16 protein-coding genes are annotated in these 21,840 nt (G+C 58.6%); 10 read left to right on the top strand and 6 right to left on the bottom strand.

The genetic code is table 11. From position 1 onward, the window contains the following. The first annotated feature begins 145 nt into the window (after nt 1-145). Nucleotides 146-3,025, top strand: coding sequence for an ATP-binding cassette domain-containing protein (locus tag DY251_RS02135; RefSeq protein ID WP_116622167.1), 2,880 nt, complete (start codon nt 146-148; stop codon nt 3,023-3,025). Further along, nucleotides 3,022-3,774: a CPBP family intramembrane glutamic endopeptidase gene (locus tag DY251_RS02130; protein WP_116622166.1), complete on the top strand. Its 753-nt coding sequence runs from the start codon at nt 3,022-3,024 to the stop codon at nt 3,772-3,774. The genes DY251_RS02135 and DY251_RS02130 overlap by 4 nt, the downstream gene beginning before the upstream one ends. On the opposite strand, the gene DY251_RS02125 is transcribed toward DY251_RS02130, so the two are convergent. Continuing rightward, nucleotides 3,758-4,240, bottom strand: a complete 483-nt coding sequence (locus DY251_RS02125) for an Lrp/AsnC family transcriptional regulator (RefSeq protein ID WP_116622165.1) — start codon at nt 4,238-4,240, stop codon at nt 3,758-3,760. The genes DY251_RS02130 and DY251_RS02125 overlap by 17 nt on opposite strands. Before the next feature lie 120 nt (nt 4,241-4,360). On the opposite strand from DY251_RS02125, the gene DY251_RS02120 reads away from it, so the two are divergent. The 6 genes from DY251_RS02120 (at nt 4,361) to lpdA (ending at nt 12,899) form a co-directional block, all read left to right on the top strand. Then, nucleotides 4,361-5,872 (top strand): aminotransferase class V-fold PLP-dependent enzyme, encoded by a 1,512-nt coding sequence (locus tag DY251_RS02120; RefSeq protein ID WP_116622164.1) that lies wholly within the window; start codon nt 4,361-4,363, stop codon nt 5,870-5,872. Nucleotides 5,873-5,965: 93 nt separating this feature from the next. Continuing rightward, the gene (locus tag DY251_RS02115) at nt 5,966-7,768 is read left to right on the top strand and encodes an NAD(P)/FAD-dependent oxidoreductase (protein ID WP_116622163.1); all 1,803 of its coding nucleotides are present in this window, start codon (nt 5,966-5,968) and stop codon (nt 7,766-7,768) included. 177 nt (nt 7,769-7,945) lie between these two features. Next, the gene (locus tag DY251_RS02110; RefSeq protein ID WP_116622305.1) at nt 7,946-9,178 is read left to right on the top strand and encodes a 3-methyl-2-oxobutanoate dehydrogenase (2-methylpropanoyl-transferring) subunit alpha; all 1,233 of its coding nucleotides are present in this window, start codon (nt 7,946-7,948) and stop codon (nt 9,176-9,178) included. Between the two features lie 3 nt (nt 9,179-9,181). Then, nucleotides 9,182-10,195: an alpha-ketoacid dehydrogenase subunit beta gene (locus DY251_RS02105; RefSeq protein WP_116622162.1), complete on the top strand. Its 1,014-nt coding sequence runs from the start codon at nt 9,182-9,184 to the stop codon at nt 10,193-10,195. A 3-nt stretch (nt 10,196-10,198) separates the two neighbouring features. Beyond that, nucleotides 10,199-11,491 carry a dihydrolipoamide acetyltransferase family protein gene (locus DY251_RS02100; protein WP_116622161.1) on the top strand — a complete coding sequence of 431 codons (1,293 nt, stop codon included), beginning with the start codon at nt 10,199-10,201 and terminating at the stop codon, nt 11,489-11,491. 10 nt (nt 11,492-11,501) lie between these two features. Next, nucleotides 11,502-12,899: a dihydrolipoyl dehydrogenase gene (gene lpdA, locus DY251_RS02095; RefSeq protein WP_116622160.1), complete on the top strand. Its 1,398-nt coding sequence runs from the start codon at nt 11,502-11,504 to the stop codon at nt 12,897-12,899. 278 nt (nt 12,900-13,177) lie between these two features. Here lpdA and DY251_RS02090 read toward each other — a convergent pair whose 3' ends face one another. The 5 genes from DY251_RS02090 to dut form a co-directional block, all read right to left on the bottom strand. After that, the gene (locus DY251_RS02090) at nt 13,178-14,170 is read right to left on the bottom strand and encodes an adenosine kinase (protein ID WP_116622159.1); all 993 of its coding nucleotides are present in this window, start codon (nt 14,168-14,170) and stop codon (nt 13,178-13,180) included. Nucleotides 14,171-14,235: 65 nt separating this feature from the next. Next, complete coding sequence (locus DY251_RS02085; protein ID WP_116622158.1) at nt 14,236-14,619, bottom strand: hypothetical protein; 384 nt, start codon at nt 14,617-14,619, stop codon at nt 14,236-14,238. After that, on the bottom strand, nt 14,616-15,614 hold the full coding sequence (locus tag DY251_RS02080; RefSeq protein ID WP_116622157.1) for a proline racemase family protein: 999 nt from the start codon (nt 15,612-15,614) through the stop codon (nt 14,616-14,618). The genes DY251_RS02085 and DY251_RS02080 overlap by 4 nt, the downstream gene beginning before the upstream one ends. Then, complete coding sequence (locus DY251_RS02075; RefSeq protein ID WP_116622156.1) at nt 15,611-16,417, bottom strand: isocitrate lyase/PEP mutase family protein; 807 nt, start codon at nt 16,415-16,417, stop codon at nt 15,611-15,613. The genes DY251_RS02080 and DY251_RS02075 overlap by 4 nt, the downstream gene beginning before the upstream one ends. Before the next feature lie 84 nt (nt 16,418-16,501). Further along, nucleotides 16,502-16,975 (bottom strand): dUTP diphosphatase, encoded by a 474-nt coding sequence (gene dut / locus DY251_RS02070; protein WP_116622155.1) that lies wholly within the window; start codon nt 16,973-16,975, stop codon nt 16,502-16,504. A gap of 137 nt (nt 16,976-17,112) precedes the next feature. Here dut and DY251_RS02065 point away from each other — a divergent pair, with 137 nt between their 5' ends. Further along, nucleotides 17,113-18,705 carry a peptide chain release factor 3 gene (locus tag DY251_RS02065; protein ID WP_116622154.1) on the top strand — a complete coding sequence of 531 codons (1,593 nt, stop codon included), beginning with the start codon at nt 17,113-17,115 and terminating at the stop codon, nt 18,703-18,705. 222 nt (nt 18,706-18,927) lie between these two features. Further along, the gene (locus tag DY251_RS02060; RefSeq protein ID WP_116622153.1) at nt 18,928-21,723 is read left to right on the top strand and encodes a [protein-PII] uridylyltransferase; all 2,796 of its coding nucleotides are present in this window, start codon (nt 18,928-18,930) and stop codon (nt 21,721-21,723) included. Nucleotides 21,724-21,840 lie beyond the last annotated feature (117 nt).

Here is a 21,840-nt window from a genome sequence, read left to right as displayed (position 1 = left end):
ACTTGCACACCGCTGACATCAAAGGTTCACACAGCATAGCTATTAGATTTCCCTAATGCTTCTGAAGTTTCTCAAAGTGTTTGAGGCACCCTGAGAATTTCCAAGCATAAACGACCACGGGGCGGTCGAGTTCTTGGGGAAAACTATGCTGATTTTGGACAGCGTCGCGAATGTGGCGCTAAGCGTTGATGACGTTTGTGCGTTGGATGCGAGCCGTATTTCAAACCCGGTGATGTTCCGAAAGTTTGCGGGCGGCCTGCGGGTGGATGAAAATTTTCTGCTCAATGATCGTTGGGAAAAGATGCCGGCGCTGAATGCGCCGTCCTTGTTGTTTGGCGCAATCATGCAAGAGATGCTGCCGGTCAGCTACGATGCCGGCTGGCTGGAAGGGCTGGGCGGTTCGTTCAGCATTCGCATCACCGGGGTCGGCGAATATACGTTGATTTCTATGAGCCGGCGCGTCGTGACGCTGTGCGGTTTGCCAACGGACGCGGTCACGAATGAACAGAGCGCCGATCTGGAAATTGCGCCTGAGGTTATGCTGGCTTTCTGCCGCGGACTTCTGCTCGAGATGGCCGACGATGTTCTGGCCGATGAAGATGAATTTGAAGACCGCGAAATTTCGAGTGCCGAACTGTTGTTCAACGGTATGCCTTCGGGTGGTTACGATTTCGGCGCGTCCATCAAGGATGCACAGGCAGGCAATATCGGGTTTCTGAACGCAAACGCCGCCGCGACCGGCTCGATTGAAAAGGCGGGCGATCAGGACTGGTTCGCGGTGATGCTGAATGCCGGAGTGCCATACAGGATCGACCTGCGCGGCTCGGGGTCAGGACGCGGCACGCTGAACGATCCCATGATCCACGGCATCGTCAGCGCCAATGGGGCCTCGATGGGCCTGGCAAATGACGACGCCATCGGGCTGGAGTCGCGCATTGTCTTCACGCCAACGAACTCGGGCACATACTATATAGCCGCGGGCGCATATTCGGCGGGCACGGGTACCTATCAGCTACAGGTCGTCAACAACGCATATACCGAGCCGCTTTTGCCGTCCGTCGAGGTCGGGGGAGATTTCGCATCCGATATCACTTCAGCGCGAAACGAGCGGATTGGCTCGGTCGCGATCAACGGTATGGCGAAGGGCACCATAAGCACCTCCGGTGACAGGGATTGGTACGCGGTTACGCTTTCAGCCGGAACGACATACCGCATCGACCTGCGTGGGGCGCCGACCGGACGCGGCACGCTGACGGACCCCTATCTGTGGGCGATCTATGACTCATCGCCCAACCCCGTCGACATTTTCGGCAATGTCAGGCCGGATGGCGTTGGACGAGCCATGAATGATGACAGCAATGGCACGGTCGACTCGATGGTCTTCTTCACGCCGCAGCGCAACGATACTTATTACATTGCTGCTGCCGGCTACAGCTCAAGCACCGGAACATACCAACTCACCGTTTCGACCGACACCAACGGCTATGCGCTTGCCTGGGCAGGGTTGCCGGTTCTCGCGGTGCGATTGGGTCTTCGCCATCTGCAATCGCTACGCCTTGAGAGCCAGTCGCTGGACACCACATTGAAAATAAAGCGGGCGTTTCTTGATCGGCTCTATGCTCGTCCAACGGTGTTTTTCGATGCGCATTTTGCAGGCGAGCTGTTTGGCCGGCTAAAAGATCTTGATCAATGCCTGCGGCTGTCCTTGCGTGCGCATCACTCCGTCGTGCCGCAGGCGATAATCGCCGTTGCGTCCACTGCTGCGCTCTTCTTGATCGCGCCAATTATCGCGATTCTGCTAATCATCCCGCGCGTGGCGATTATTGGCTGGATGTATGTGGTCTCCAAACGAACGCATGAGCTTGAACTCAAGATCAGAGATGAGGGGGATCGCAACCGCGCGCTTCAAGCGCAGAGAGCGGGCGGGTTCCTGCGTTTCTTCGCGGCAGGTCTGCAAGACCACCTGCTGACAACCTGCCTGCCCGGCATCAGCCGCTGGCAGACCGCACGGGCAAATTATGAGCGCCGGTTTATCACGTTCCGCGCCTTCCAACGCGCGATTGACACTTCCTCCCAACCGCTCGCTGCATTTGCCGGAGCTTATCTGATGATTGCCGGTCAACTGACCTATGGCGGTTTCATGCTGGCGACGGCGCTGGGACTGGTCCTGTCAACACAGCTGACCGAATTGTCCGACACATTCCAGAAATACCGTGCCTTGGGGCCGGTGGTGCGTCGCGTGGCCGAAGTAGTGCACGAGGTCGATCGCGACGAAGGGTTAGCTGAAAACCAGATCATTCTGCCAGAGCAGCCGATTGAGCACAGAGGCGCGGATATGCTGATCGCGGACCGGCTGAGCTTCGGCTACAATGGCCTTGATGCTGATCTGTTTGCAAATCTCAACTTCGCTATCAAAAGACGCGAGGTCGTCAACGTTCTCGGTGAGAGCGGCGCAGGCAAAAGCACTTTGCTCGATTTGCTCGCCGGTTTGCGGCGTCCGATCGCAGGTGGCGTCTATTTCGAAGGAATTGCCGTAACTGGCCCCATTTCTGCCGGCTTCGTTGTCGCGGATGACGAGTTTGTAGAAGGCCCGCTCGCGGCGTTCGTTGCCAGCGGACGCGAGATCGACATTCCGCGGCTGGTCTATGTGCTGAAGTTCGTGGAACTTTGGGAGCGGCTCGGCTTCTTTGTCGACGGTGACGGTTCCGAACGCCTTGAAAAGCAAGGGCTTAGCCGCGGCGAAATCCAGCGCCTCATGCTTGCTCAGGCGCTCTATCGCAGTGGTGAATGCCTGATATTCGACGAGGCTTTCACACATCTATCGCTGGAGCAGAGCGTTCGCATTCTTCAACGCCTGCGTGACCTTGGAACGACCGTTATAATGGCGACGCACAGGCCGGAGATTCAGTCGCTATGCGACCGCACTATCTCCCTGTCGCCGCAACAAGGCGGGCAAATGCCGATGGAAACCGCGCCCAACGGCATGACTTCGAGACCACCGATCAACCGTGAGCGCTTCCAATGACACGCAAAAGCATTTCCGTTCTGTTTTTCGTCGCGCTTGCAACACTCGGTACGGTCGCAATTGTGGCGTGGGCAAACGTGCTGGAACCGGGACCGCGCGTTGCGCTGTTGTACTCGTTTTCCATCGTGGAATTAACTGCGGCGCTGTTGGTCTATCGAAAGGTTGCCGGCAGCGCGTTCATGGCTGACCTGCTGCCGCGTGGCGGGTTGCGCGCAGTCAAACGTGAGGTCAGTGCGGTGGCCCTGCTCGCGTGGGTGCTGACCATCGCGACGATGGTCTTTCTGACGGTTCGCGCGGACAGTATTTTTGCCGGAAGCGGGAATATTGCGTGGCAGTTCATATATTTTATCGTCCTCATCGCCCTGCCCGAAGAGTTGATCTATCGCGGAATTGCATTTGAAGCGTTCAAGAAGCGCGTTGGTCTGGCCATTTTCGCCAGCGCGGCGCTTTTCGCTTTCATGCATTTGAACAATGGACTGCCGATGCTTCCCTACTATTTCGCGTTCGGCATTTTATTGGGCACTCTGCGCCGATTTGGGCTGACGATTGCCGAACTCGTTATCTGGCACGGCATGTTCAATTTTGTGAACGACACAGTATGGCCCGCGACCGCGTTCAGATCGGATCAAATTTCATTCTGGGTCGTTGCGCCGCTGGCCCTGCTCGCGATTACCGGCCTTGTCGGCTGGTTGATGACCGAGGGCGGCAAGTGGCTCACGCCACCCGCAGAAACTACTTCAGGCGGTTGAGATCGAGGGGACGATTTTTGACAATCGCCTCCATCGAAAAGAAGCCGGTAACAGCGGCTAGATCGAAGCTCGAAATGAGTTTTTGATAGAACGCGTCATAGCCGGACATGCCTCTGGCTATGACCTTTATCAGATAATCCCAATCGCCTCCGATGCGATAAAAGTCGGTCACTTCCGGCAATTTCATCACATGAGTCTTGAACGCTTCGCTCCATTCGCGCGAATGGGAACGCGTGCGGATCATCACGAACACGGTCAAATCCAGACCCAGAGCGCTCAGGTCGAGTTCCGTGCGCGAACCCTGAATAATGCCGATGGATTGGAGCCGCTGGAGCCTTCGCCAGCAGGCGTTTTGAGACAATCCAACCTTGTCCGCCAACTCGCGCTGTGACTGCGCGGAATCCTTTTGCAAGGCATTCAGCAACTTCAAATCAAACGCATCAATCTTTTCCGATTTTTCGATCATGTGACCCAATGTTCTACTAATATTGCATATATTAGAAGATATTGATTGCGACGGGAATATTAAAATCAGCTCGGCTTAGGGAAATTTGGGGGGCCGATCTTGTCAGTCACAAACGTTCATATGCACGAGAACAGCACGAGTTTGGCGCGGTTTCGCGATACGCTGCTTCAAGGCGATGTGCTTGCAGAACTAAGGGCGGGCTTGATCGGAGCGAATGCGCGTGTGATTGGCCGCTATGGCAGCAAGGACATGGTCTACGCGGATTATGTGGCTTCAGGACGGGCGCTAAGGCAAGTCGAGAACTTTATCCTCGACGAGGTTCTGCCCTACTATGCCAACAGCCACACGGAAGACTCATATTGCGGAGGATTCGTAACGCGCCTGCGTCGCGAGGCGCGCGCAATGGTAGCCGACTATTGCGGGGCAAGCGCAGACCACGCCGTGATATTTACCGGTTCAGGCGCAACCTCCGGCCTCAACCGGCTTGTGTCCTTGTTTGGCACTGCCGAGGCTGTGGCAGCTGGAAAGAACGTACGCGTTATTGTGGGGCCGTATGAGCACCATTCCAACATTCTGCCCTGGAGGGAAAGTGGTGCGCAGGTTGTCGAGATCGATGAGGCCGCCGAAGGTGGTCCCGACCTTGGACAGTTGCAGCAGGCGCTGCGCGATACGTCCTATGATCTGACGGTGTGCACGATGTCTGCGGCGTCGAACATCACCGGCATTCGCAGCGACGTGCTCCACATTACGCGCATGGTGAAAGCTGCCGGCGCAAAGATGGTCTGGGACTATGCGGGCGCAGGTCCATATGTGCCGATCAACATGTCTGCGGGCGTGGACGCGGAGATCGATGCGATAGCGCTTTCGCCGCACAAGTTCATAGGCGGCCCCGGCGCATCCGGGCTGCTGATCGTACGCCGCGACAGTGTTGCTACCGGCAAGCCCTCATGGCCCGGCGGTGGCACGGTGAAGTTCGTTTCCTCGCATTGGCATGACTATCTCGACAATGTCGAGGCGAGAGAGGAAGCAGGCACGCCAAATGTGATTGGCGACATACGTGTCGCGCTGGCCTTTATCGTCAAGCATGCGATCGGGTTGGAAGAAATGCAGGCGAAGAACCGCGAGTTTCGACAACGCGCATTCGCCATCTGGAAGGACATTCCGCAAATGGAAATGCTGGGACTTCCGCTGGCTGAGCGGCTCCCCATATTTTCGTTTCGTATCCGAAACGGCAAAGGCGCCTATGTTCATCAACAGCTCGTCACCAAAATGCTGAGCGACAGGTTCGGCATTCAGGCGCGCGGTGGATGCGCTTGTGCAGGCCCTTATGCGCACAGGCTGCTGGCGATTGGCGAAGAACAGTCTGATGACATTCGTGCGGCCATCCTCGCTGGCGACGACATCAAGAAGCCCGGCTTCACCAGGCTGAATTTCAGCGTGTTGCTTCCTGATGATAAGGTGAATTTCATCATCGAATCCGTGGCACAACTGGCCAAAGATGCACCGCTGTTTGAGGACGAGTATACGCGGTCTGCGCAATGCGTTCCGGGTTCTGTGATGCCCGTGGGCGCAATCGAAAAAGCGCCGCGCAAATCTGGAATTGCTGCCTTTGTGGCCCGGATTTTTGCCTGAACCGGCGATTCCATGAAGATTGTCGGATAGTACAGTTGCCGCCGCGCCCTAGCCGCGCCACCATCGTCTCGCGGGAGGCCCGGAGGAGACGAGATGCTAGAAAAAATGCCCAGCACAAAGGTGTCGGCGTTCCTGGAGAAATTCGGGAAGGCGCTGGCTGAGCAAGACATTGAAGCGGCAGTCGGCTGCTTCCAGACAGATTCTTATTGGCGTGACCTGATCGCGTTTACCTGGAATATCAAAACGCTGGAAGGCCAGGACCAGATACGCGACATGCTGAAAGCGCAGCTCGCGAAAATTGCCCCATCCGGCTGGAAGATTGCCGAGGGCGAAGAGGCAACCGAAGCGAACGGGATTACTGAAAGCTGGATTCAGTTCGAAACTGAAGCCGGTCGCGGCTATGGCCTGCTGCGGCTCAGGGACGGCCGCATCTGGACACTGCTGACCGCGCTGACCGAACTCAAGGGCCACGAAGAAAAATCCGGCTATACGCGCCCGCTCGGCGCGAAACACGGACACGGCAAGGACCGCAAGACGTGGCGCGAAGAGCGCGACGAGGAAATTGCCCAGCTGGGCCACAGCAAGCAGCCCTATGTGCTTATCATCGGTGGCGGTCAGGGCGGCATCGCGCTGGCGGCACGGCTCAAGCAACTCGGCGTGCCGACCATCATCGTGGAGAAAAACGAGCGGGCGGGCGATAGCTGGCGCAAGCGCTACAAGTCGCTCTGCCTGCATGACCCGGTCTGGTACGATCACCTGCCCTACATAGATTTTCCGAAGAACTGGCCGGTGTTTGCTCCGAAGGACAAGATCGGCGACTGGCTGGAAATGTATGCCAAGGTGATGGAGCTGAACTATTGGGCTTCCACCACGGCCAAGAAAGCGACCTACGACGAGAAGACCAAAGAATGGACTGTCGTCGTTGAGCGCGACGGCAAGGAAATTACCCTGAAGCCGAAGCAGCTGGTGCTGGCGACAGGCATGTCTGGCAAAGCCAACTGGCCAAAGATCAAGGGGCAGGATGTTTTCAAGGGAGAGCAACAGCACTCCTCGACGCATCCCGGACCGGACAAATATAAGGGCAAGAAGGTCGTCGTTATCGGGTCCAACAACTCCTCGCACGATATTTGCGCTGCACTGTGGGAGGCGGGTGCTGATGTAACGATGGTGCAGCGTTCGTCCACGCACATCGTAAAGTCCGACACGCTGATGGATATTGGGCTCGGCTCGCTCTATTCCGAAAAGGCTGTAAACAGCGGCGTGACTACGCAAAAGGCAGATATGATCTTTGCGTCCATTCCCTACCGGATACTACATGAGTTCCAGATCCCGCTTTATGAACAGATGAAGGAGCGCGACAAGGACTTCTACGCCAATCTGGAAAAAGCAGGCTTCATGCTGGACTGGGGCGATGATGGCTCCGGCCTTTTCATGAAATATCTGCGGCGCGGCTCCGGCTACTACATCGATGTCGGCGCATGTGACCTCGTGATTGACGGGTCCATCAAGCTCAAGAGCGGGTCTGATGTGCAGGAATTGACCGAAGACGCGGTAATCCTGAAAGACGGGACGCGCCTGCCCGCTGATCTGGTGGTCTATGCCACCGGCTATGGCTCGATGAATGGCTGGGCGGCCGACCTGATATCAAAAGAAGTGGCGGACAAGGTTGGGAAATGCTGGGGCCTTGGCTCCGACACCACCAAAGATCCGGGACCGTGGGAGGGCGAGCAACGCAACATGTGGAAGCCGACCCAGCAGGACGGCCTGTGGTTCCACGGCGGTAATCTGCATCAGTCGCGGCACTATTCGCTCTATCTCGCGCTGCAACTGAAAGCGCGGATGGAAGGCTTGCCAACGCCAGTCTATGGGCTGCAGAAAGTGCATCATAAATCTTAGTTGCGCAGAGACGCGGGCAGCTAGATCGAAAATTGCGCGAGCGGGCCGAAATTCGGTCCGCTCTTGCTATTTTAGCGGGGGCGTAAACTCCCCATTGAAATCACCTTGAAAAGCCATCAGAAGCGTGGCCGACTGGTGTGGTAAGTTCACCTTGTCCGGTCAACCGGGAGGATGATCATGGCCAATAGCGCGCCTCTAAAATTTCACGTGCCGGAGCCTGAAGTCAGGCCGGGCGGCACTCCAGATTTCTCAAATGTCGTTATTCCGGAAGCCGGCTCGGTTGAGCGGCCGCCGGTCGATGCGGAACCTGAATCCATACGCAAGCTGGCGTTCTCGATTATTCGCGTTCTGAACCGCGACGGCGAGGCTGTTGGCCCCTGGGCGGGATCGCTGACGGACGAAGAGTTGACCGCAGGCCTGCGCCACATGATGACGCTGCGCGCCTTCGATGCGCGGATGCAGATGGCGCAGCGGCAGGGCAAGACATCCTTCTACATGCAGCATCTCGGTGAAGAGGCCGTATCGACGGCTTTCCGCAAGGCGCTGGCAAAAGGCGACATGAATTTCCCGACCTATCGGCAGGCTGGCCTGCTGATCGCCGATGGCTATCCGATGGTCGACATGATGAACCAGATATTCTCCAACGAGCGCGACCCGCTGCGCGGGAGACAGCTTCCAGTGATGTATTCATCACGGGAGCATGGGTTCTTTACGATTTCCGGCAATCTCGCGACGCAGTTTGTGCAGGCGGTGGGTTGGGCAATGGCCTCAGCCATCAGCAAGGACACGCGCATTGCGGCGGCGTGGATCGGCGACGGATCGACGGCGGAATCCGATTTCCACTCGGCGCTTGTTTTTGCCTCGACCTATAAGGCGCCGATCATTCTGAACGTCGTCAACAATCAATGGGCGATTTCGACATTCCAGGGCATCGCGCGTGGCGGTTCGGGAACATTCGCGGCGCGCGGCATCGGCTTCGGCATTCCTTCGCTGCGTGTGGACGGGAATGATTTTCTGGCCGTGCATGCGGTGGCCAAATGGGCCGCAGAGCGCGCACGCAGCAATCTCGGCCCCACGCTGATCGAATATGTGACGTACCGCGCGGGCGCGCACTCCACATCCGACGACCCTTCGGCCTATCGTCCGAAGACGGAGTCGGACGCGTGGCCGCTGGGCGACCCGATCCTGCGGCTCAAGAACCATCTTATCCTTCGCGGCATCTGGAGCGATGAGCGCCACAAGCAGGCGGAAGCGGAAGTGATGGACAGCGTGATTGCGGCACAGAAGGAGGCGGAGGGCCACGGCACTTTGCATTCCGGCGGCAAGCCATCCGTCCGCGATATTTTCGAAGGACTTTACGAAGAAATGCCACCGCATTTGCGCCGCCAGCGCCAGCAGGCAGGAGTATAACCCATGCCGCGCAAAACTATGATCGAGGCCATTCGCGATGGTCTGGACGTGATGATGGAGCGCGACAAGCGCGTCGTCGTTTACGGTGAAGATGTCGGCTATTTCGGCGGCGTGTTCCGCTGCACGGCCGGCCTGCAAGCCAAGTATGGAAAAGAGCGCTGCTTCGATGCGCCGATCAATGAATCGGGTATTGTGGGCACGGCTATCGGCATGGCCGCATATGGCCTGCGTCCCTGCGTAGAAATTCAATTCGCCGACTATATGTACCCTGCGTACGACCAGCTAACGCAGGAAGCTTCGCGACTGCGCTATCGCTCGGCGGGCGATTTTACCTGTCCGCTGGTGGTGCGTATGCCAACGGGCGGCGGCATTTTCGGCGGGCAAACGCATAGTCAAAGCCCCGAAGCGCTGTTCACCCATGTTGCGGGCTTGAAAGTTGTCGTTCCCTCCAATCCGGTCGATGCGAAAGGCCTGCTGATCGCGGCGATCGAAGATCCCGATCCGGTGATTATTCTGGAGCCGAAGCGGCTCTATAACGGACCGTTTGACGGGCACCATGACAGGCCAGTCACCTCATGGTCAAAGCACGAATTGGGCGAAGTGCCGGACGGGCATTATGTCGTGCCGCTCGGCAAGGCGTTGATCCGCCGCCCCGGTGCCGCGGTTACGGTGCTGGCGTATGGCACGATGGTGCATGTCGCGCTGGCGGCGGCGGAAGAAACGGGCATCGACGCTGAAGTTATCGACCTGCGCACGCTGGTGCCGCTCGACCTCGATACGATCGTTGAATCCGTGAAGAAAACGGGCCGCTGCGTGGTGATCCACGAAGCGACAATGACTTCAGGCTACGGCGCCGAACTGGTGACGCTGGTTCAGGAAAATTGCTTCTACCATCTCGAAGCGCCGGTCGCGCGCGTAGCCGGTTGGGACACGCCATATCCGCACGCGCAGGAGTGGGATTACTTCCCCGGCCCTGCCCGCGTCGGGCGCGCGCTGATCGAAACGATGGAGGCTTGAGACATGGGTGAATACGTCATCAAGCTGCCCGATGTGGGCGAAGGCGTTGCAGAGGCCGAGCTTGTCGAATGGCAGGTGAAGGTCGGCGATCTGGTGCGCGAAGACGCTGTGCTGGCCGCCGTCATGACTGACAAGGCAACGGTCGAGATTCCCTCACCGGTCGATGGCAAGGTTATCTGGCTCGGCGCTGAAATTGGCGACACTGTTGCCATCGGCTCGCCAATCGTGCGGCTGGAAGTGGCTGGCGAAGGCAATGTCAAGGCAGGCGATGCGCCCGAAGCCAAGCCGGCAAAGCAGGAAGAAAAGCCGAAGGCCGTTGAACCTGTAGAAGCGAAAAAGGACGAGCCTGCGCCAAAGCCAGTGGCTACGGCTCCGAAACCGGCGGCAACGCGTGCGCTTTCGGGCGCTCCGCGTGCCGAGGGCGAGAAGCCTCTTGCATCGCCGGCAATACGCCTGAGGGCACGCGAGGCCGGTGTTGACTTGCGTCAGGTTGCGGGCTCAGGGCCTGCGGGACGCATTACGCACGAGGATATTGATGCGTTTATTGCGCGCGGTCCGCAGCCGGCAGGCAAGAGCAGCGGGCTTGTTCAGAACAATGACGTATCCGAAATCAAGGTTGTCGGGCTTCGCCGCAAGATCGCGGAGAAGATGCGGATTTCAAAGTCGCGCATTCCGCACATTACCTATGTCGAGGAAATAGACGTTACGACTCTCGAAGAACTGCGCGCATCGCTCAACAAGGGCAAGCGCGCGGACAGGCCGAAGCTTACCCTTCTGCCCTTCCTGATGCGAGCGATGGTGAAGGCGATTTCCGAACAGCCGCAGTTGAACGCATTGTTCGACGACGATGCCGGGGTGATCCACCAGCATGGCGGCGTGCATATCGGCATGGCCGCGCAGACACCGACTGGCTTGGTGGTGCCGGTGGTTCGCCACGCCGAGGCGCGCGACCTGTGGGATTGCGCTTCGGAGGTGAACCGGTTGGCCGATGCGGCGAAATCTGGAACGGCGACGCGCGAGGAATTGTCGGGCTCGACCATTACCATTACGTCGCTTGGCGCGATGGGCGGGATCGCCACGACACCGGTTATCAACTACCCGGAAGTCGCGATTGTCGGCGTGAACAAGATGATGGTTCGCCCCATGTGGGACGGCACGCAATTTGTGCCGCGCAAGATGATGAACCTCTCCTCGTCATTCGATCATCGCGTGATCGACGGCTGGGATGCGGCGGTGTTTGTCCAGCGCATCAAGGCGCTGCTCGAAACGCCTGCGCTGATCTTCATGGATAACTAGGATCGGGACCATGAAAGAAATTTCCTGCAAACTTCTGGTTATCGGTGCGGGTCCGGGCGGCTATGTCTGCGCTATTCGCGCGGGCCAGCTTGGTATCGACACGGTTATTGTCGAGGCTAACAAGCCGGGCGGCACCTGCCTCAATATCGGGTGTATCCCTTCCAAGGCGCTGATCCATGCGGCCGAGGAATTCGAGAAGGCGACGCATTTTGCTGATGGCGCGAGCCCGCTCGGTATCAGCGTTTCGGCGCCGAAGCTTGATCTGGCAAAGACAATCGCGTGGAAGGACGGCATTGTCGGCCGCCTGACCGGCGGTGTTTCCGGCCTGCTGAAAAAGGCCAAGGTCAAGGTGGTGAACGGCTGGGCGACATTCCGTGACGGTAAAACCGTTGAGGTCGAGACGGAGACCGGCACGCAGATTATTCGCGCCGAAAATGTCGTGATCGCGACTGGTTCTGTACCGGTTGAACTGCCGTTCCTGCCGTTTGGCGGAAACGTTATTTCCTCCACGGAAGCGCTCTCGCTGACAGAGGTGCCGAAGACGCTCGCGGTTGTTGGCGGCGGTTATATCGGGCTGGAACTCGGCATTGCCTTTGCCAAGATGGGCGCGAAGGTCACGGTGGTGGAAGCTCTGCCGCGCGTGCTGGCGACATATGACGCTGAACTGACGCGACCTGTTACGAAGCGTCTTGCTGCGCTTGGCGTTACGGTGCTGACCGGCGCGAAGGCAAAGGGACTTTCGGCCAAGGCCGACGCGCTGCTGGTGGAAACTGCCGACGGCAAGGATGAGAAAATCGTTGCAGACAAAATTCTCGTGACGGTGGGCCGCAAGCCTCAGACCGCAGGTTGGGGTCTGGAACAGATCGACCTGACCATGTCTGGCCGATTTGTCCGCATCGATGACCAGTGCCGCACATCCATGCGCGGGATTTATGCGATTGGCGACGTGACGGGCGAACCTATGCTGGCGCATCGCGCAATGGCGCAGGGCGAAATGGTTGCCGAGATTATCGCGGGCCATAAGCGCTCGTGGGACAAGCGCTGCATTCCGGCGATTTGCTTTACCGACCCGGAAGTCGTGTCGGCGGGACTTACGCCGGACGAAGCGAAGGCGGCTGGCACCGAGGTCAAGATCGGTATGTTCCCCTTCACCGCCAATGGCCGCGCCATGACCAAGCTGGGCGAAGAAGGATTTGTGCGCGTGGTTGCGCGCGCGGATAACCATGTCGTGCTGGGAATTCAGGCGGTCGGACAAGGCGTTTCGGAGCTATCCGCAGCGTTTGGCCTGGCAATCGAAATGGGCGCAAGGCTCGAGGACATTGCCGGTACGATCCATGCGCACCCGACTCAGGGAGAGGCGTTCCAGGAAGCGGCGCTCAAGGCTCTCGGCCACGCACTGCATATTTGACGGTTGGGATTGTGGCGCTTTTCCTGAAAGGATAGCGCCGCCCCTCGTCTGCCTGCTGGCACCTTCTCCCCGTAAACGGGGAAGGTCGCGGCCACGGGATGCGGGACAGCGCCGACCTTTCCCTGAAAGCAATCCGGCCTTGATCGCTTCGTCTTTCAGACTCATCCGCCCGCCAGTCGAAACCAGTAGATCCTTGGGACAAGCCCAAGGATGACGAACTGAGAAACGTAGCTCCCGTCGACAGTGAGCCTGCTCTCCGCAGAGCTATCAGAGCCGCACTAAAGCAATCCGGCCTTGATCGCTTCGTTTTTCAGGCTTTGGCGGGGGCGCGGGCCTATCTGCTCGATGACCAGTCCTGCAGCGAGTGAACCAAGATCGCCGCAGCGCTTGAGGTCGAACCCCTGCGTGTAACCGTAAAGCACGCCAGCGGCGTAGAGATCGCCAGCGCCGGTCGTATCGACAACTTGGCGCACTGTTTTAGGCGCAATCTCGTAGGTTTCATCGCCGCGCACGATGAGGGAGCCCTTTTCCGAGCGCGTAACGGCAGCGAGCTTGCAGTCCTTACGGATCAAATCCACAGCCGTCTCGAAGGACGAGGTTTCGTAGAGCGATTTGATTTCGTGGCTATTGGCGAAAACGATATCGACGGTTCCAGAGCGCATGAGATCGAGGAATTCGTCGCGATAACGCCCGACGCAGAAAGAATCCGAAAGCGTCATCGACACCTGTCGGCCAGCGGCATGCGCGTATTTAGCGGTCAGGCGGATGGCGTCTTTGGCGCGGGGTGGATCCCACAGATAGCCCTCGAAATAGGTGACCTGAGCAGCACGTGCCTTGTCTTCTTCTACGTCTTCCGGTCCAAGCTCCACGCAGGCGCCAAGATAGGTATTCATGGAGCGCTCGCCATCGGGCGTAACGAAAATCATGGAACGCGCCGTTGGCGGCGGACCGGCCAGCGGCTGCGTATCAAACGCCACGCCCTGCGCGCGAATGTCATGCGTGTAGATTTCGCCAAGCTGGTCAAGCGCGACCTTGCCGAAAAACGCGGCCTTGCCGCCAAGGCTTGCGATGCCCGCCGCCGTATTTCCAGCGCTGCCGCCTGACGCCTCGATCGCAGGACCCATGCGGCTGTAAAGAAGCTCGGCACGCTCGGTGTCTATAAGGTTCATTGCGCCTTTGATGATGCCGTTCTCGACGAGAAATGCTTCGTCGCTGTGCGAGATGATGTCGACAATCGCGTTGCCGATGCAAAGAACGTCAAACTTGCTCATGCGCGCCCCAACTGTGTCACGCGCTGGGGTCTAAATGCTTTGGCTTGCAAAGAAAAGCGCAGAATTCAATTGCCGAGCGGAGCGAAGTTGATGTGCAGTTCCCGCCAATTGTCATAGGCCTTCGGGTGCTGCGCGACACTGTCGAACGGCGCGCATCTTTCAACCGCACGGATCGCACTGGTGGCCAGCGCCTTCGCAGTTTTGTCTTGCGGCAATGCGATGGCTGATGGCTTGCGCGCGAGCGAGCCATCCTTTTTCAGAAGCACCTGTATGGTAACTGGTGCTGGCGCCTTTCCGTCTATCGGCGGCATTGTCCAGCATGGTGCGATTTCTGCCTGAAGCATCATGACAAGCTGCATCTGCACGGCGTCTGGCAGCTTGGCGGCGTACGCAGAAATTGGCGTGAGCGCCGCGATCGCGGGCAGCAAGAGGATGGGCAGGTTCGTCATCGCAGCAAAAATCCTTTGCCGAGCTTGTCTCCCTCCTCCAGCGAGTATTCCGCTCTGCCTGTGTAATACGCCCGTCCGCCCACCCGCGCAACAATCGCTTCATGCGTGCCGACATTGGTGCGGCGAACCATCTCGCCCGAAAAATGCGCACCGGTGATGCTTTCAAACAGTCGCTGTTCACCTTCGCGAAGATCGCTCCTGGCGTGCATGGCCGCAAGCCGCGCCGTGACGCCGGAGCCGGTGGGGGAGCGGTCAACTTCGGCATCGGCAAATATGCAGACGTTTCGGGTTGCGATGCCTCCGCTGCCGTCGCCGCCATCCGTCAGAATGGTTCCATATAGAAAGCCAAGGTCGGCATGTTCGGGATGGATGATTGAATGCGTGCGCTTTACTGCCTCGGTCAACGCGGTTGCGGCATCGACAAAATCACGTATGCGGCTGCGCCCAAATTCCAGCCCCCACTGCGCGCAATCGGCCAGCGCATAAAAAGCTCCGCCATAAGAAATGTCGAATTTTACCGTGCCGACGCCAGCCAGATCCAGTGAGCGGTCACGCTCCAGAAGGAAGGCGGGAACGCTCTCGAACGACACCATGCCGGCCTTGCCGCCACTGACGGCGACGGATGCCCGGACCAGACCGCAGGGGCACTCGATATTGACGGTCGTGACAGGCTCGACAGGCGGCACAAGCCCCTGCTCCACAGCGTAACGGCCTAGCGCGATTACAGCGTGGCCGCACATGGTGGAATAGCCCTCATTGTGCATGAAGAGCACGGCCATATCCGCTTCCGGCAAGCTGGGCGTCACCAGTAATGCGCCGTACATGTCATAGTGGCCGCGTGGCTCGAAGATCAGGAGCTTGCGCAGATCGTCGAGATTGTCCCGCGCATAGGCACGCTTTTCCAGAATGGAATTGCCGAGAACAGCGGGATAGCCTGCGGTGATGATCCGCACCGGCTCACCGCCGGTATGCATGTCTACGACGGAGAGCATCATTTGGATTTGCCGGCCATTATTTGAGAGATACGCGCGGAAGGCATGATTTCAGCGGTGAATCCAAATTTGCCGCTGTCCAGAATTTCACGCGCGGCCCGCTCGATTGCGCCAAAAGCGAGATTGGAGAGGCGCGGCCCTAGCGAGATGCGCTTTACACCAGCTTCGGCAAGCGCCTCGACTGTGAAATGCGGGCTGCCTGCCAGAACGTTTACGGGCCGCGTGACCGCTTTACAGATTTCCCGAATAACACCGATGTCAGAGACGCCGGGCGCAAAAAGCACATCCGCACCCGCTTGCTCGAATGCTTGCAGGCGGCGGATCGTGTCGTCGGCGTTCGGACGGCTCCAAAGAAAGTTTTCGGAGCGAGCTGTCAGGACGAAGTCATGCTTCAGCGATCTGGCCGCTTCGGCAGCGGCGGCGATGCGCTCCACGGCGTGATCGAAGTCGTAAATCGGATTGGCGGGATCACCGCTGTGATCTTCAAGCGAGCAGCCCGCAAGACCGGCAGCCTCTGCAGCGAACACGGTTTCGGCGGCGCTATCGGCGCTGTTGCCCTTGCCCTTTTCGAGATCGGCGGAAAGCGGCAGGTCAGTTGCCGCGACCATTTCCCGGCAATGCTGTATCATGGCTTCGAAGCCAACGTCGCCGTCGTTTAAGCCTCGCGCCCACGCATAGCCAGCGCTGGTTGTCGCCAGAGCCTTGAAGCCGCAGGCTGCGAGCAGCTTTGCGGTTCCGATGTCTGCCGGATTCGGCATGACGAACACGCTGTCGTGCAATTCTCTGAATGCCGCGCCCTTGTCCACGATTCATCCCTCTGCTTCATCGCATAAAGACAGTATTACCGCGCAAGGTTGCAAAAAAGAGGGCAGATACAGCCGATTGGCTGGTCAGGCTGTTCCAGTGGAGCCGAAACCGCCCGACGAACGGTCGGTGGATGCTGCCGTGTTGCGCTCGCTGATGGTGGCGCGCGAGACAGCAGCGAACACGATCTGTGCAATGCGCATGCCGCGCGTGACCGTGAAATCATCCTCGCCCAGATTGACGAGCAGCACCTTCACCTCACCGCGATAATCGCTGTCGATTGTGCCGGGAGTGTTCAGGCAGGTGATGCCGTGTTTGAGTGCGAGGCCCGACCGCGGGCGAATTTGCCCTTCGAAGCCTTCCGGTATCTCCATAACGAGGCCGGTCGGCACGAGGGCGCGCTTTCCGGCCAAAATGACAAGAGGCCGGTCTTCCGGCACGGCGGCGCGCAAATCCATGCCGGCCGCGCCGCTTGTCTCATAAGCGGGCAGAGGCAGCCTCTCGGCATGAGCGAGCCGAACAATGCCGATTTCAGGATGACCGTCGCGGACGATTTTCATGGCCGACGATATTGGCCGGGTGAAGCGCGGGGTCAATTGTAAATGCGCATGTAAGACACGATATCCACGGCTTGCGCGTCTTTCTCGACAGGCAGCGTCTGCACTGCTAGAAGCCCGCCCCGAATGGAATCCAGAAAATGACCGAGCCGATTAAGAAGGCGGTCGCGCGCCGCCGCACATTTGCGATTATCGCGCACCCTGACGCGGGCAAGACCACGCTGACGGAAAAGCTGCTGCTTTTCGGCGGCGCGATCCAGCTTGCGGGCGAGGTGAAGGCCAAAAAGGACCGCATGAACACGCGCTCCGACTGGATGAAGATCGAGCGCGAACGCGGCATTTCGGTCGTGACCTCGGTGATGACCTTCGAATATGGCGACAACGTTTTCAATCTGCTCGATACGCCGGGTCACGAGGATTTCGCGGACGACACCTATCGCACGCTGTCGGCGGTCGACAGCGCAGTGATGGTGATCGACGCCGCAAAGGGCATCGAACCGCGCACGCTGAAACTGTTCGAGGTTTGCCGCATGCGCGACATTCCGATCGTCACTTTCGTCAACAAGATGGATCGCGAAGCCCGCGATACGTTCGAGATTCTGGACGAAATCGAGCATAAGCTGGCACTGGACACCGCGCCGATTACCTGGCCGATCGGTAGCGGCAAGTCGTTTGCCGGCACCTATCATTTGGCAGAAAATGCCGTGCGGCATGGCGATGCCGAGGTCGAGCGGCAAAAGGTTAATGGGCCGGATTCCAACAGGGTTGCCGGATTGCTGCCCGAGAATGACCGCGAAGCGTTTATCGAAGAGCTGGAACTGGCACGCGAAGCGTGCAGGCCGTTTGACCACAAGGCATTTCTTGAGGGACATCTGACGCCGGTGTTCTTCGGCTCGGCGCTGCGCAATTTCGGCGTGCGCGACTTGATCGAAGCGCTTGGCGCATGGGCGCCGCCGCCGCGCGACCAGGAAGCGGATACGCGCATGGTACACGCGACGGAGGACAAGATGACCTCCTTCGTGTTCAAGATTCAGGCCAATATGGACCCCAATCACCGCGACCGTATCGCATTTGTGCGCGTTTGCTCCGGTACGCTGGAGCGCGGCATGAAAGCCAAGCTGGTGCGCACCGGAAAACAAATGAGCCTCAGCGCGCCGCAGTTCTTTTTTGCGCGCAGCCGCGTGACTGCGGACGAAGCCTATGCAGGCGATGTTGTCGGTATTCCCAACCACGGTACGCTGCGCATCGGCGATACGCTGACCGAGGGCGAGGACGTTATTTTCCGAGGCGTTCCCAACTTCGCACCGGAAATTCTGCGCCGCGTTCGACTTGGCGATGCCATGAAGGCAAAGAAGCTGAAAGAAGCGCTGCAGCAGATGGCCGAGGAAGGCGTTGTGCAGCTTTTCCAGCCGGAAGATGGTTCTCCGGCGATTGTCGGCGTGGTCGGCGCGCTACAGCTGGACGTGCTGAAAGAGCGCCTGGCCGCAGAATATAGCCTGCCGGTCGATTTCGAAATGTCGCGGTTCTCGGTGTGTCGCTGGATTGCAGCGGATGATCGCGCCGAAGTGCAGCGCTTTATCGACGCCCATCGTGGCGACATTGCCCGCGATCTGGACAATGATCCGGTGTTTCTAGCGCAGCACAGCTTTTCGCTGAACTATGAGGCGGAGCGGTGGAAGGCAATCCGCTTTACCGATGTGAAGGATTATCAGGTTCGCACCGAAGCGGCGTAGCGATGAAGCCCTTGGGTCGATCGAGCAGCGTCATCATCGGGCTTGTCCCGAGGATCCACAACCGTGTTTTTAGACATTACCGCTCAACGCCGCAGATCCTCGGGACAAGCCCGAGGGTGGCGGAAAGGGTAGTTCAAGGGTCCAAATGGTTGCGGCCCCAAACCCTTTCGACTTCAGTCGAAAGGGTTTATAGCACGCGCCGGTTGAGATTTTCGGATACGAATGGCCACCGCTGATTCCTTTATCGACTCGGATGCGTTGCGCTCCAGACTCACGGCGTTGACGGCGCATTCAGGCGGCGACGGCTCCAGTCCGGCGATCCGGGCGCAAGTGCTGAGCATCATGAAGGAAGAGCTTGCCGCCGGGCGCGCCGAGGCGGAGGCTGCGCTCATCAAAACCGGCGACGGCACACGATGCGCCGAATGGCTCTGCCAGTTGATGGATGAGCTTATTTGCGTTCTCTATGACTTCGCGACCGAGCATGTTTATCGCTCGCAGAATCCTTCCACAGCCGAACGCATGGCAATTGTTGCGGTTGGTGGCTATGGGCGAGGGCTGCTCGCGCCCGGCTCGGACATCGATCTGCTTTTCCTGCTGCCCTACAAGCAGACCCCTTGGGGCGAGCAGATCGTGGAATACATGCTCTATGTGCTATGGGACATGGGGCTGAAGGTGGGCCACGCCACGCGCAATGTGGATGAATGCCTGCGCCAGTCAGAGGCGGATATGACGATCCGCACATCCATTCTGGAGGCGCGTTTCATCTGGGGTGAAAAAGCGCTGTTTGACGATCTGGTGCACCGGTTTGACAATGAGATCGTGCGCAATACGGGACCGGAATTCGTGCAGGCGAAGCTGGCCGAGCGCGACACGCGGCACGCCAAGGGCGGCGAAAGCCGCTATCTGGTCGAACCCAACGTGAAGGACGGCAAAGGCGGCCTGCGCGACCTGCATACGCTGTTCTGGATCGGCAAGTATTTCTACCGCGTGCGCGACGCTGCGGAACTGGTGGAAAAAGAGGTTTTCACCCGACAGGAATATTTGCAGTTCAAGAAGGCCGAAGATTTTCTATGGGCGGTTCGCTGCCACATGCATTTCTTTGCGGGGAAGGCCGAAGAGCGGCTGCATTTCGACCTGCAACGGGAAATCGCCGCACGGCTCGGCTATACCGACCACCCCGGCCTTTCTGCGGTTGAGCGCTTCATGAAAAACTACTTCCTCGTGGCGAAAGATGTGGGCGACCTGACCCGCATTTTCTGTGCCGCGCTTGAGGAAGAGCAGGCCAAACACGTTCCCGGCTTCAACCGCATTTTTGCTACTTTCTCGCGACGCAAGCGCAAGATTGCAGGCACATCCGATTTCATAGTCGATAATCATCGCATTAATGTTTCCGACGATGCGGTGTTCAAGCGCGATCCGGTGAACATGCTGCGGCTGTTCTGGTTTGCGGATCGACATGGGTTCGAGTTTCATCCAGATGCGCTGAAACTGCTGACCCGCTCGCTCAATCTGGTGGACCGGAACCTGCGGCGCGACAAGGAAGCCAACCGGCTTTTCCTCGATATCCTAAGCTCGGACCGGAACCCGGAACTGAACCTTCGGCGCATGAACGAAGCCGGGTTGCTCGGCAAGCTGATACCGGAATTCGGCAAGATCGTCGCGATGATGCAGTTCTCGATGTACCACCACTACACGGTCGACGAGCATCTTATCCGTTGCATCGGCGTGCTGTCTGAAATCGAGCATGGCGAAGGCGCAAAAGTACATCCGCTTTCCCACACGCTGATGCCGGGTCTGCGCCGGTATCGCGAAGTTCTTTACGTCGCCGTGCTTCTACACGATGTCGCCAAGGGACGCCCTGAGGATCATTCTGAAGGTGGCGCACGCATCGTGCGGCATATCTGCCCGCATATGGGGCTGTCGCCCGCCGATACCGAACTTGTGGCGTGGCTTGTGGAAAACCATCTGGCCATGTCCATGACGGCGCAGACTCGCGACCTGAACGACCGCAAGACGATTGATGATTTTGCCTCCATCGTGCAGTCGGTCGATCGGTTGAAGCTGCTGCTCATCCTTACAGTTTGCGATATTCGCGGAGTTGGCCCCGGCGTGTGGAACGGCTGGAAGGGCCAGCTTTTGCGCACACTCTATTACGAGACGGAGCTCTTGCTGACCGGTGGCTTCTCGGAGGTGTCGCGCGCCGAGCGTACACAATCCGCCCGCACCGAGCTTGAGGAAGCGTTGAGTAGCTGGCCGCAAGGGCTGGGCACGAAATATGCGGCCCTGCACTATGATAATTATCTGCTGACTGTCGATCTTGCCGATCAGGTGCGCCATGCGGAGTTCATCCGCGATGCCGACAAGCACGACAGAAAAGTCGCCACCATGGTGAAGGTGCATCGCTTCGAGGCGGTCACGGAGATCACTGTTCTCGCGCAGGACCACCCGCGCCTGCTCTCGGTGATTACGGGATCCTGCGCGGCGGCGGGCGGCAATATTGTCGATGCGCAAGTGTTCACCACGTCTGATGGGCGTGCGCTCGATACAATCCTGATTGCGCGCGAGTTCGAGCGCGACGAAGACGAATTGCGCCGGGGCGAACGCGTGGGACGGCTGATCGAGGATGCGCTGAGCGGCAAGAGCTGGCTGCCCGACATTATTGAAAAGCGCACCAAGCTACGCCGGGGTGCCAAGGCGTTTGTGATCGAACCGCGCGTTGCAATCCGAAATTCCTTGTCCAATCGTTTTTCGGTTATCGAAGTAGAAGGGTTGGATCGTCCCGGTTTGCTGTCCGAAATAACGCGGGCGCTGTCCGATTTGTCGCTCGACATCGCGTCGGCGCATATCACGACTTTTGGGGAAAAGGTGATCGACACGTTCTACGTAACCGACCTGACCGGCCAGAAAATCGAAAACCCCTCCCGGCAAAAAGCCATTCAGACGTGCCTGCTTGAAGCGCTGGCCGGTAGCCGCGAAAAGCCCGCCGAAAAAGAGCGCGCTTCGACGGCAGGGAAATAACGGAATGAGCGTACAGAGCTTAGAATACCCCGCATCCGCCTGCCGGCACCTTCTCCCACAAGGGGAGAAGGAGGGTAATTGTATAGCTTCGCTTGCCTTGCAGCGTCGAAGGTTGAA

The sequence above is a fragment of the Mesorhizobium denitrificans genome (genome assembly GCF_003403035.1).
Lineage (GTDB): Bacteria > Pseudomonadota > Alphaproteobacteria > Rhizobiales > Rhizobiaceae > Mesorhizobium_G > Mesorhizobium_G denitrificans.
This window is presented reverse-complemented; position numbering and strand designations above follow the sequence as displayed.